At 43.2% G+C, this 12,326-nt stretch carries 13 protein-coding genes; 5 read left to right on the top strand and 8 right to left on the bottom strand.

The window, feature by feature from the left end; genetic code table 11:
• Positions 1 to 597: tetratricopeptide repeat protein (locus ACM0OZ_RS45775; protein ID WP_414589621.1), on the bottom strand; the 597-nt coding region annotated here is incomplete at its 3' end.
• Positions 598 to 627: 30 nt separating this feature from the next.
• A complete protein-coding gene (locus ACM0OZ_RS45770) occupies positions 628 to 1,221 on the bottom strand; it encodes a hypothetical protein (protein WP_414589620.1) in 594 nt (197 codons plus the stop codon).
• A 149-nt stretch (positions 1,222 to 1,370) separates the two neighbouring features.
• On the opposite strand from ACM0OZ_RS45770, the gene ACM0OZ_RS45765 reads away from it, so the two are divergent.
• The 4 genes from ACM0OZ_RS45765 (at position 1,371) to ACM0OZ_RS45750 (ending at position 4,107) form a co-directional block, all read left to right on the top strand.
• Positions 1,371 to 2,249 carry a hypothetical protein gene (locus ACM0OZ_RS45765; protein WP_414589619.1) on the top strand — a complete coding sequence of 293 codons (879 nt, stop codon included), beginning with the start codon at positions 1,371 to 1,373 and terminating at the stop codon, positions 2,247 to 2,249.
• Positions 2,250 to 2,316: 67 nt separating this feature from the next.
• A complete protein-coding gene (locus ACM0OZ_RS45760) occupies positions 2,317 to 3,036 on the top strand; it encodes a DUF433 domain-containing protein (RefSeq protein ID WP_414589618.1) in 720 nt (239 codons plus the stop codon).
• Complete coding sequence (locus ACM0OZ_RS45755; RefSeq protein ID WP_414589617.1) at positions 3,033 to 3,467, top strand: hypothetical protein; 435 nt, start codon at positions 3,033 to 3,035, stop codon at positions 3,465 to 3,467. The genes ACM0OZ_RS45760 and ACM0OZ_RS45755 overlap by 4 nt, the downstream gene beginning before the upstream one ends.
• Positions 3,468 to 3,516: 49 nt before the next feature.
• Positions 3,517 to 4,107 carry a Uma2 family endonuclease gene (locus ACM0OZ_RS45750; RefSeq protein ID WP_414589616.1) on the top strand — a complete coding sequence of 197 codons (591 nt, stop codon included), beginning with the start codon at positions 3,517 to 3,519 and terminating at the stop codon, positions 4,105 to 4,107.
• Positions 4,108 to 4,237: 130 nt separating this feature from the next.
• Here the strand turns inward: ACM0OZ_RS45750 and ACM0OZ_RS45745 are convergent, their stop codons facing one another.
• The 5 genes from ACM0OZ_RS45745 to ACM0OZ_RS45725 form a co-directional block, all read right to left on the bottom strand.
• Complete coding sequence (locus ACM0OZ_RS45745; protein ID WP_414589615.1) at positions 4,238 to 4,888, bottom strand: hypothetical protein; 651 nt, start codon at positions 4,886 to 4,888, stop codon at positions 4,238 to 4,240.
• 346 nt (positions 4,889 to 5,234) lie between these two features.
• Positions 5,235 to 5,684, bottom strand: coding sequence for a hypothetical protein (locus ACM0OZ_RS45740; protein ID WP_414589614.1), 450 nt, complete (start codon positions 5,682 to 5,684; stop codon positions 5,235 to 5,237).
• 284 nt (positions 5,685 to 5,968) lie between these two features.
• Positions 5,969 to 6,151: a hypothetical protein gene (locus ACM0OZ_RS45735; RefSeq protein WP_414589613.1), complete on the bottom strand. Its 183-nt coding sequence runs from the start codon at positions 6,149 to 6,151 to the stop codon at positions 5,969 to 5,971.
• Positions 6,148 to 6,753: an N-acetyltransferase family protein gene (locus tag ACM0OZ_RS45730; RefSeq protein ID WP_414589612.1), complete on the bottom strand. Its 606-nt coding sequence runs from the start codon at positions 6,751 to 6,753 to the stop codon at positions 6,148 to 6,150. Before ACM0OZ_RS45730 ends, ACM0OZ_RS45735 begins: the two co-directional genes overlap by 4 nt.
• Before the next feature lie 691 nt (positions 6,754 to 7,444).
• Positions 7,445 to 8,074: a DUF4168 domain-containing protein gene (locus ACM0OZ_RS45725; RefSeq protein WP_414589611.1), complete on the bottom strand. Its 630-nt coding sequence runs from the start codon at positions 8,072 to 8,074 to the stop codon at positions 7,445 to 7,447.
• A gap of 946 nt (positions 8,075 to 9,020) precedes the next feature.
• Between ACM0OZ_RS45725 and ACM0OZ_RS45720 the strand changes: the two genes are divergently transcribed.
• The gene (locus ACM0OZ_RS45720; RefSeq protein WP_414589610.1) at positions 9,021 to 10,520 is read left to right on the top strand and encodes a UDP-N-acetylmuramoyl-L-alanyl-D-glutamate--2,6-diaminopimelate ligase; all 1,500 of its coding nucleotides are present in this window, start codon (positions 9,021 to 9,023) and stop codon (positions 10,518 to 10,520) included.
• Positions 10,521 to 10,646: 126 nt separating this feature from the next.
• On the opposite strand, the gene ACM0OZ_RS45715 is transcribed toward ACM0OZ_RS45720, so the two are convergent.
• Positions 10,647 to 11,858: an FG-GAP repeat domain-containing protein gene (locus ACM0OZ_RS45715; protein WP_414589609.1), complete on the bottom strand. Its 1,212-nt coding sequence runs from the start codon at positions 11,856 to 11,858 to the stop codon at positions 10,647 to 10,649.
• Positions 11,859 to 12,326: the final 468 nt, after the last annotated feature.

Genomic DNA, 12,326 nt, shown 5'->3' with positions numbered 1-12,326 from the left:
GGCTTCGCCCGTGCGATCGCCGAGTGCGCGAAATAGGGGTAGAGATTGGTTGTAGAACTTGAGTGCTTCCTGGTTTTGTCCTAAAGCGGAGTAGACTCCACCGATGTTATTGAGGGTTGTGGCTTCGCCCGTGCGATCGCCGAGTGCGCGAAATAGGGGTAGAGATTGGTTGTAGAACTTGAGTGCTTCCTGGTTTTGTCCTAAAGCGGAGTAGACTCCACCGATGTTATTGAGGGTTGTGGCTTCGCCCGTGCGATCGCCGAGTGCGCGAAATAGGGGTAGAGATTGGTTGTAGTAGTCTAATGCTTGCTGAAGCTCACCAATCCTTTGGAAGTTAAAACCAAGTCCAAGCAGTGCAGTTGCTTCCAGTTTTTTATCTTTGAGTTCTCGTGCGAGAGTGAGAACTTGCTGAAATGTTTTTATTGCCTGTTGGTGTTGCTGTTGCTGTGTCTGTTGTAACCACTGCTCTAATAATCGTTCTGCTTGTTGAGCTTGAGAGTTTTGAGTCTGTCCCCAACTGGGTTGAACCATGAGCAATGCAGAAACAGGAGTTATGCACATACCCAAAGCCAACAGAGGACTGATAATTTTTTTCATACAAAGAGTTTGTATCAATTCGCTTTGGCGTTAATAAGGTGTGGCTCGAATAGACATTGTTTTTTGTTGCAGATTAAACTGCATTTCATCGACGACATACTGTCTATCTCTCGCTACTGACTGAATACCAAGCAACCGCTCTGGAGAAACCACAGGTGGTTGCAAGTTGACCACCGCTTGACCCTGATTAGCGTTTTTGATCGTAAAAGTAGTGAATGGAAGACCGTTCCAAATGACTTGCTGACCTCGTGGGCGATCTCGTTCACCACGAATACGCATAACAGATCCATTGCTTATGTAAGCTCTCGCATTTTTTCTGAAAACAACTTTTTCAACTTGTTTTAAGGGAATCGAGAGAGTTTTGTCATTACGCTGCATCGATAATGTTTGTCCTGAGGGATCAATTGCTGTCACTCGTCCACTGCGTGATTCACCCCCCTTAAGCGAGACATCTGCTAGTTCTGGTAACGCTACAGAAATTGCAACTGGCTCTGCTTTGACTTGTGCTTGTGTCAATAAGAAATTTTTCTGTTCTACATTCTGACCAGTGACAGCTTGGGAGTTTGCTGCTAATCCTGTTATCAGAGCTAAAATTGCCACAGCTACCTTGAAATAAGGTTTCATAGCTTCTAAGTGTTTTTTACCATATTTCACTTTCTTTGTTATACTTCTCAACGTTCTACCAAATTTCCGTAAAATAAGGCAAACCAATTGATGAATTAGTCGATGGATAGTACTAACAGTGCTAAATTCTTTACTTTTGGAGTGCTTTTGTGACTCAGGCTCCCCAACCCAATCAAGAACCGAATATTTTAGGTAAATTTGCCAGTGTCGTTGGTTTACTGGGTATTGCGCTGTTTTTTGCAGGCTGGATTTACCGGTGGTCATATTTCTACTTCTTTCAACTAGAAGTGACTAACCTCGACTTTCCGGCACAGTCTTTTCTTTTCGTTCCTTTACAGATATTTCTGGGTGATGGTTGGGCAATATTCAGAACTGTGTTTGCTTTTCTCCTTGCGGTAATTGCCATTCAACTCACTTTATGGCTCATTTGGATAATAACTGAAGCATTTGTTAACACATTCAACCAATTTCTATCAACTCGAGTCATCCCCGCAACCCAACGTAGGCGTTCATGGATAGCTAAACAACTCAACTCTTTGGCGACTTTTAGTTCTGCACAACTGCGTTCAGTTGAGTTTTTGCGCTCATTAGTGAATGAAATAGTTATAGTATCCTGGGTATTAATTTTCATATTTTGGTTAGCTCGGTGGCAAGGCATTGCAGATGCTCGCCGAGACGCTGGTCAAAATTCCACCTTGCCTGTGGTTGCCTTAATTACGCCAGAAGAGAAGTTTGCATTGGGGCGCAAACTTGATGACGTGTTTGCAGATCCATCCCTGGAAAAGTATCGAATTATCGGAGATAGAGGTTTATTTGATGACCTGCGCGGAAAGGAAGATACTGATATCAGCAATCCTAACCAACCTAGAGTTTGGCGCATACTTCTAGAACGTGGCGGCTGGATTTATTTGTTTCAAGCATTACCGCCAAATGCAAAAGCGAATGAGCGTCCATTGGTGTTGGCGATTCAACAAGGTGAGAAGGGACATACAGTGATTCGTAGCCCAGAAGTTTCTAATACCAAATAACTAAGCCAGCTTGAGGATGTGCGCTGTTGGTTATGATAAATGATGGGATACTACTACAATCTCCAAAATGACCACAGCTTACGAAAAACTAGATTTACGGAATATCCCCAGTTACTCGATTCCTGAAGCAGCACGCTATTTGCTGATTCCGGTGGGTACGCTGCGTTCCTGGCTTCATGGTCGTTTTTACCCTACTGGTGAAGGTAAGCGCTTTTTTCAACCACTGATTGAGCTTCCAAACCCAAAGATACCACAGCTTTCATTTACTAATTTGGTGGAGGCTCATATACTGCGCGTCATTCGTAAAGATCACCAAATTCGCTTAGACAAAGTTCGTACAGCTTTGGATTATATTGACCGTCAATTCAATGTACCTCATCCTCTCGCTCGAATTGAATTTCAAACAGATGGGGTGAATTTATTTGTTGAGTCTGTGGGAAAGTTAATTAATGCTTCGCACAACGGTCAACTGGCAATGCGTGAAACTCTTAAGCACCTACTAAAGCGAATTGAACTTGATGAAAGTGGCGTAGCCAACAAGCTGTTTCCATTTACTAGACTAAGTGAAAATATGATGGAGAAAGAATCTCCCAAGATTTTGGTGATTGACCCCAAAATATCATTTGGTCGTCCAGTTTTGGTGGGAACTGGAATTTCGACAGCTATTTTGGCACAAAGATATAAAGCCGGAGAGTCGATTGATAATTTAGCTGATGATTATGGGTGCGATCGCCTCCAAGTTGAAGAAGCTATTCGCTGTGAATTATCTCTGTCCCAAGTAGCGTGATTAAAACAGAGAAGCCGACTTTCTTTATTGATCGAGCCTTGGGAAGGAAATATGTAGCAGATGCTCTACGTAGTGCAGGTGCGAAAGTGGAAGTTCATGAAGACCACTTTTCACCCGATGCACCTGATACTGAATGGCTACCCGACGTAAGTCAGAGAGGTTGGTTAATTCTCACTAAAGATGATGCAATTGGTCGAAATATTTTGGAGCAAGTTGCAATTGCGAGTTCAGATGCTAAGGTTTTTGTATTATCGCTGGGAAATGTGACTGGAGAAGAAATGGCAAATATCTTTGCCCAAGCATTAGAGCAAATGGAGAAGTTTGCACAAAGTAATCAAGCACCATTTATTGCTAAAGTTTACAAGTTTGGAAAGGTCAGGGTTTGGAAAAACCATACTAAGTTACTCAAACTACTGAAAAGTACTACTTAATCACTCACTTTTTGTTAAAATGATTCATTTATATAATTAATTTTATTCTATGACTCTTAGCCAATCTCACCCCTATCTTTCCCCAGAAGACTACCTAGAAGCCGAAAAATCTAGCTTTATCAAACACGAATATATCCAAGGGCACATCTATGCAATGTCGGGCGCAAGCGATGCCCATGTGACAATTACAACAAATCTGATTGCCCTCCTCAGAAATCATATTCGCGGAAGTGGCTGTCGTTTGTACGCTACAGATATGAAAGCCCGCATCGAATCCCTAAATATTTTTTATTACCCTGATATCATGATTACTTGTGACCAAAGGGATACAAAGTTTGAATATTTCAAACGCTATCCTTGCTTAATTGTTGAAGTTCTATCTCCTTCTACTGAAGCTTTTGACCGAGGCGATAAATTTAGTGACTATCAAGAATTAGAAACTTTGCAGGAATACGTTTTAGTGAGTCAAACCCGCCAGCGAGTTGATTGTTTTCGTCGCAATTCTGAGGGAAGATGGGTTCTTTACAGCTATAGAGGAAATCAAGAATTACAGTTAACCAGCGTGAATTTTTCTTGTTACCTAGCTGATATTTATGAAGACGTATCGTTAGGTGAAAGTTTTAACCCCACTTCTGGTTAATGGGAAATCCGGGCGATTAGCTTTGCTAGTGTTGTTTGGGCGATGACGCGGAGCGTCCCTGTAGGCGATCGCCAGAACTCAGAAATGACAGCTGCTAAAAAATGTACAATTTTTGATTACTATAGCTTTGTCAGCGCCTATTACTACTGTAGTGTTTACGTAATTCAAAACTAGATGCAATCAATCCTATGGCAAGCAACGTTGTAGTTACGGTTGGTTCCGGAACTTTTTGTACTGGAGGCACATAGATTCTACCATTCACTGTTGCTCTAGCTCTAGTAGGAATAGTTGGATCTAGACTAAGTGTATCAACTTCAGAAAAGTTCAGTGTACCAGTAGCACCTGTAAATATACCCTCCCCGCCAGTGATAGTGAAGATACCAGTTGCAGTTGCCGTAAGGCTTGCAAAATCAATTACACCTGTAGCGCTATCAGTGCCAAACAATTTGTTAGTGCCACTGCCAAACACGACTTCGCTAGATGGTATGTCTTGTAAACCGAATACAGTTGGGTCTGTGTTAAAGCGGAAAAAACCAGTAATAGGGTCAACGACTGAGTAGGTCAAACCATTAATTGTGGTTAAACCGTAAGGAGCATCGGTACTTGTCCCTGAAAGAGTTGACGCTGTTATGCCTGGTGTAACTGATCTAGAGAAGGCTAACACATCATAAGTAGCACTGAATTCATTAATCATCTGTGCTGTTGCACTTTTTACATTTAACCCAAAACCTAGCAAAGTAAAGGCTACTGGAACAAGCCATGTAGTAAATAGGCGAACCATCTTTGGTCTTATTATTTAGTAGAAACCGAGTATTAGAATACAATAATACTAGTTGCTTTTAACTAGAAATAGTTAAGTCGTAAAAAAGGGTGACAGCAAGGCAATCTGCCGGAGGCGACAGCGCTGAGTGATATCAAGTCCGGTTAAATACTTATCATTACCCTAAGAACCCCCTCCCCCTATCCCCAGAGGGGGCCCCGAGTCCCCCGTAAAGCTGCACTTCACGTCCCCTCCCCGCTTGCGGGGAGGGGATTAAGGGGTGGGGTGCAGTTAACGCGGAAATCATAACTAATTAGCTGGACATGATATGAAAAGCACACGCACTCGCGATCGCTATGGCATCCTACTACTTTCCAAGTTCTTCAGGGCGATTGTTACTCTGCCCCTTTTGAATGAAGTTGTTAAAATCCTCTTCATCCAAGCTAATTCTCCACAAGCCTTCGAGAGGTGGCTTAGAGGGTTGAGTTTCGCCTACTAAACTATTGTCATAAATCAATCCAATACTGAATGTCCTATTCACAGGAATTTGTCCCAGTTTTCCAAAACCTTGAATATTGCTTGGATCGCTTAGAACTCGATGCTGCAACTGTATAGTAGTTTGGTATCCACCATCAAAGTAGATTGTCGCTCGATTTTGCTTGAAGCGTACCTGAACGTTGTAAACTCCACCAGTAGCAGCATAGTAAGCTTTTGCAGCTAGGTTTGTGCCATCAATATTCTTTCCCTGATACTCAACTGCCATAACAGGTGTGGTTAGTAAAAGCAGGGTAGGTAAGACTAGCCCTAAGACTTTCATGGCTTTGACGCGCGTTAACGATTTATCAAGCTATATCCCCTAGGTTAACAATTCAAAATTCAAAATATGTCCTGCGGACACGCTGCGTGAACAAAATTCAAAATTGAAGACAGTTTCAAACGGGGATTTCAACCCTGACTAAAACTGAGACTACGTATAGACGCTCGTGGTCTTAAACCCTTTAATTTACGATAATCCACAATCTCAAGTTTCGCTGCGTCCCTTTGCGATCCTCCCTGAGGGAGCCTGATTTTTCACGTCATGTGAAAAAGTCCACAAAAAATCTAACTTTCAAACCCAAAATTCAAAGTCTCTCTCCTTGTAGGAGAGAGATTTAGAGAGAGGTTTTCCAGATACCGTGAAAAGTAAGGAGGGAGCAGCGCAAAGCGCTGCTCCTTAGGGGCGATCGCTACCGAGAAGACGAGCAAAAATAATCGCACCAGCCGAATTGCTTCATCGTTGCTCAATCGACAGCAAGCTTGAGGAAGGGTACTCCACTTGCCAAGGCGCATTCTAATTCCAAGGTATGGCGCAATGCGTCGATGTTGATAGGAGGCTTGGGATTGGGGACTCGCGTTTGCAAAGATAGCTCAAACCATGCTACATCGTGCCACGCACCACACTTGTATCCTACACCTCGATATATCCCAATCGGCTGAAACCCCATCACTTTATGGAGCCTTTCACTACCTTGGTTTGGGAGCGTAACACCCGCATATGCGCTGTAATAACCTTGAAGCACCAAAATTTTAAACAGCGAGGTGTATAAAGCTCGCCCAATACCTGAACAACGCACTGCTGGATGGATGTAAACGGATACATCAACAGCCCATTGATACGCAGTTCGGTCTCGATGAGGTGCAGCATAAACAAATCCTAGAACTTTTCCACCACGCTCGCACACCAGCCAGGGCAACTTCTGCAGAACCTTTGCAATGCGCTGCTGCATTTCATCTAGGGTTGGTGGTTGAACCTCAAAAGACACGGGTGAATCCCCGCAAAAGGGTGTGTAAATTTGCAGAACTTGCTCAGCATCCTGTTCAGTGGCAAGCCTGATGATGGGTGACATAAAAAGCACACTCTATAAAGCTGAAAATTTGAGTCACTAGTACAACGCGGCGTAAATAGGGCAACCCTTCGGGTTCACCAGTCGCCTAGGTCGGGAAACCCTCCTGCAGCGCTGGTTCACCATTTAAAATCCCTAAAAACCTGATTCCATAATACTTTTGACTTTTGACTTTTGACTTTTGACTTCCGCCTTGCGGTACTAGCTGCTATTTTTTCCAAGGTAGCTTTGTACCCATTTCAGTTAATGCAGAGAAGATGAGGTAGAGGATGACAACACTAGCGCTAATCAGAAAAAGAACAACCTCGTTATTCATAATTGACGCAAGACAGGTAATAAGCAGTACTGACTAAGATGATATTACCGAAGTTTTAGGAGCAATGGTAGCAGGGCGATCGCACGGAGTGCCCGCCGTAGGCGATTGCGCAAAGCGCAGTGCCAGAGGCAATCGCTTATGCACAATCGCACCTCATACCTTTAAATCAGTGAACAGTCAACAGTACTAGCGCTGTTAAGTGTTCAAAAGTTACCAAGTCGCGACGGGATTAGGGACTGGCGACGGTTGTTGGGGAAAAATGTTCACGCATTTGGGAGAGCTTTGTTGCTCCTTCCATAATTTTTCGATTAAAAACCCAATCCCTAATCCCTAATCCCCAGTCCCCTTCACTCACCCTATTTGGCGTGAGCTTCTAGACTAGCTTTTAATCATCTCCCGCACTTTTTGCTGAAGCCCCGGATCTTGTCTGACTGCTGCTTCAATTTTATTGAAGCTTTCTGGATTTAACCCTTCCTTTTGGAGGACTTGCTGCATCTTTGTATTTGCTTCTTGCTGAATTGATCTAAGACTTGTGAAAGCCTTATCAAATTGTTGCTTTTCCTGTGAGGTCACTGCTTTTGTTGGCTTCTCTGAAGGACTTCGCTGTGCCTTATATATTTCCAAAAAGCGTGGTTGAGTCAGACCAGACTGACCAATGATCTGCACTATCTGCTGATTTGCCCCCTGCTCAATCACTAGCAACTGTTTTAGAGAGGTGGCAAATTTCTGAAGTTCCTGTGGACTAACGTTTGTCTGGGTAGTCTGGGGTGTTGTTGGAACTTGAGGTTGAGAGGATGGAGATGCAGATGGAGATGCAGATGGAGATGCAGGTTTTGGTACTTGTGCATGAGCCGACAGGTTGCTAGCAAGCAAAAAAACGAAAACATAGCTACCTGTGAGAATTTGCTTGAACACGTTGAGTTCCTCCTTAGGGATTACCTGCCCGACATTAGAGAATTTGTTGACTTTCTTTAATCGGGCGTCGGTTTGCATCGATTCGTCAGGCATATCCTCAGGCAGCACTTACACAGCAAACGATAGTTGCTATTTATCGCTAACTACTCCAGGTATGCGCTATCGCGGTACAGCTTAATACATATTAACTAAACGATAGTTCTATCTGTGAGTCTTTCTTTTCTTGTAAGGATTTCTCTATATTCCTGAACCTCTAAAAGTGCTATTTTGTCTAAGGTTAGTGCATTCTTGGCGATCGCCTCAAAGGGGGCGCTAAGTTCCTTTAAGCCAGAAGCTGCTGCTATCGCTGCTGTCTAGATAAATAGAAAAGAACGCGCTCACGCTGAAACACAAGCTGATCGCTATCGGGCTTAGTAGTCTCCAAAGAAATGGTTTCCTGATTTTTCTTTACGCCCGGAACTACGAGCTGGAGTAGCAGTGGTGTCCAAACAGCAATACACACTAAAGTCAAAATACTTGTCAGTGTTTTCCTGCGAGCACTTTTTTTATTTGATTTTGGCAGTACTGATTGACTACAAACTGTCTCTGGGGACCAGAAATGGTCATTAAAGTTGTAGTAACTCACTTACGAACTCTCTCTTAGATAAGAAGACACCAAATCCTACCAAACCTTACTAGCATCTTTATTAAGATTACATGAAGAAAATAATAAGATTCGGTAAAGTTAACAGTCATTTGTATGGAAGCACAGAGCGCAAGTGTGAAGCTTGTGCATGAATATCCAGCTAAGCTGTTCCACATAAAAGTTGCATTGCTTTATCGTGTAGACCGTGAGCGTGTTAACAGTTGACCCGTTAACACGCTCACGACTCTAATAAGTGATTGTGCAATGAATATGTGTTTTAGCTTATCAATGTAGTTCTTGCTGTAGGTGTTACAGTTTACAAATAGATTTTCTGTAATCTGAAAGTATTTGTACAAATAGAAAACATAATAGTGCAGAATAGGCGCAATCAAAACGTGTGACGAGGTTCACAAGATGAAACTGCGGGAGTTACTGGCGAGTGTAGATAGTGTTGTGCAATTACCACAACATCCAGCTGTGGATACAGAAATAAAGGGTTTAAAGACGAATTCTCATGCTTGCGTTCCAGGAGATTTGTTTATTGGGATGCCAGGAACGCGAGTTGATGGTGGGGACTTTTGGCAAAGTGCGATCGCCTCTGGTGCTGTCGCTGCGATTATTTCTCCGGAAGCGGCACAGAAACATCCTCCCACACCATCCGCTTGTGTGATTACTGCTCTGGACATGACAAAAGCTTGTGCGCAATTAGCAGCCACTTTCTACGGCTATCCTGGGCAAAAACTCAAACTTGTGGGTGTGACAGGCACAAATGGCAAAACCACAACCAGCCACCTTATTGAATATTTTCTTAAATTAGCAAATCTGCCCACGGCTTTGATGGGCACTCTTTATACTCGTTGGAACGGTTTTGTCCAAACTGCCGTTCACACTACACCGTTTGCGGTGGAACTGCAACAGCAGCTTGCGACTGCTGTGGATGCTGGGAATGAGTACGGGGTGATGGAAGTGAGTTCCCACGCTTTGGCGCAGGGGCGAGTCATGGGTTGTCAGTTTGAGGTAGGGGTATTTAGCAATCTTACCCAAGACCATTTAGACTTCCACCGCGATATGGAAGATTACTTTGCAGCCAAAGCACTGCTGTTTAGTCCTCAATATCTCAAAGGACGGGCAATCATTAATGCTGATGATGCATATGGTAAGCGGTTAATTGCATCTTTGAACTCAGAGAAAGTTTGGAGTTATAGTGTTCATGATTCTACAGCGAATTTGTGGATGAGTGACCTGAATTATCAGCCGAATGGTGTCAGCGGTACCCTACATACACCAAAGGGTGAAGTCGCTTTTCGTTCACCACTGGTTGGTCAATACAACCTAGAAAATTTACTGGCAGCAGTCGGAGCAGTTTTACACTTAGGGTTAGATTTGCAGTTAGTCGCATCCGCAATACCAGAGTTTCCTGGAGTTCCCGGACGGATGGAAAGGGTGCAAATTATTCAGGAGCAAGACATTAGCGTAATTGTGGATTATGCTCATACGCCAGATAGTTTGGAGAATTTGCTCAAAGCCTCACGTCCGTTTATTCCTGGGAAAATGATTTGCGTGTTTGGATGTGGAGGCGATCGCGATCGCACTAAACGTCCAAAAATGGGTAGAATCGCTGCTGAATTAGCTGATGTCGCTGTGGTGACATCAGACAATCCCCGTACAGAAGAGCCAGAAAGGATTTTACAGGATATTTTGGCGGGAATTCCAGAAACAGTGAAACCGATAGTGATCTGCGATCGCGCTACCGCCATTCGTACTGCTATATTGCAAGCGCAACCTGGAGACGGCGTTTTGATTGCAGGCAAAGGTCACGAAGACTACCAAATTCTCGGAACTGAAAAAATCCATTTTGACGACCGAGAACACGCACGAGAAGCTTTAGAAGAGAGGATAAAAATAAAAAGCTAAAGGAACTAGTGTAAGAAGGCGCTGAGTTTCAGTAGCAGGCGCAACGAATAAAAAAGAAACACGCACGCAGATGATAACTCTATCATCTGCGTTCTTGTTGTTTCTCATCTGCGTTACCAGAAATTTCTAAAAAGCATTCCACTCTACGGGAACTGTCTGCACAGAAGAAGATCCAGACACAGTGGTACCATTCATTTGCCAAATAAGATTCTCACCAGTGTCGTATCTGCGCCAGAAGATATCACTCTTGCCATCACCATTGTAATCACCAATACTAGGTTGCCAGACTGGATCAGTTTTAGGCAGAAAAGCAGCAGTATCAATTGATGTGCCATCCATCAACCAAGCAGTATTTTCACCAGTTTGAGTGTTGTGCCAGAAGATATCGGTTCTGCCATCGCCGTTGAAATCGCCAATGTTAGATTTCCAAGAAGAGTCACGTTTTTCTAGAGAACCTGAAGTGATGAAAATACCATTCATTAGCCAAACAGTATTTTCATCTGTTTGAGTATTGTGCCAGAGAAGGTCGGTTCTACCATCGCCGTTGAAATCACCAAGGCTATAATTCCAGGATGGATCAAGTTCTCTCAGAGAATACGCTGATAAGTCGGTACCATTCATAAACCAAACGGCGGTTTCACCCGTTGTTTGATTTCGCCAAAAGATGTCGCTCTTGCCATTACCATCGAAATCAACAATACTTTGAGACCAAGATGAGTCAGTATTGGACAGAAAAGCCGCACTGATAACTTTTGTGCTATCCATCAGCCAAGTAGCATTTTCACCCGTTGTCTGATTGCGCCAGAAAATATCGCTCCTACCATCGCCATTAAAATCAGCAATGCTAAAAGTCCACAATGGATCTATTTTCTCCAAAGCAACCGCAGAGGCAATTCTTGTGCCATCCATCAGCCAAATGACGTTCTCACCTGTTGTCTGATTGCGCCAAAAGATGTCAGTTTTGGCATCGCGGTTGAAATCCGCATAAGCAAAATTCCAAGATGAGTCTACATTCGGCAACAATTCTCCTGTCGGCGTTGTGCCATCCATCAGCCAAACGGCAGTTTCACCTGTTTGAGAGTTACGCCAGAATCTGTCTGTTTTGCCATCACCGTTAAAATCGGCAACAATTGCCGGATTACTAAACAAGGAATTGGGATTAGGATTTTTTGCAGTCTCTACTCGCTCCCCTATCGATTCATCTAGGAGCGATTGTGACGAGGGTCGAAAGCTCAAAGCAGAATTTAAATCATCCGTGTTTGTGGAACTATCGGAGATTGGGAGAGATTGGAATGCACTAGTACCTCTAGAAGAGTCCACGGTTTCAGTTGCAAACATGATGTTTGTTTATGACTAGTGTTCATATTTTTTTTAACTGTTTTTTTGCACTGTTTCTGTTAAGACATAACATCTGCTATTTTTTCTTCTTTTTAAAAAAGTGCATTGAACTATCATCAATATGTTGTTAAAATGACATATTCTCTGAAACGTAAATTTACACTACACCACTTTTCTGTAGGGTAGGCATTGTCAACTAATATCTCAAATGTCCATCACATAAACTTTTATAGGCAATGCCCACCTGAAGATTTGTGACCTCATACTAAGTTGCAGAGCAAAACCTCACCCCTAACCCCTCTCCTTGATAAGGAGAGGGGAAATAAAGCTTTTCTGTAGGGTGGGTATTGCCAACTAATATTTCAAATGTCAATCACATAAACTTTTATAGGCAATGCCCACCTGAAGATTTATGACCTCATACTAAGTTGCAGAGCAAAACCTCACCCCTAACCCCTCTCCAAGGCA

Source organism: Scytonema sp. PCC 10023, assembly GCF_963920835.1.
In the GTDB taxonomy this organism is placed as follows: domain Bacteria; phylum Cyanobacteriota; class Cyanobacteriia; order Cyanobacteriales; family Nostocaceae; genus Kalymmatonema.
The sequence above is the reverse complement of the archived record's forward strand: the minus strand, read 5'-3'. Positions and strand labels throughout refer to the sequence as shown.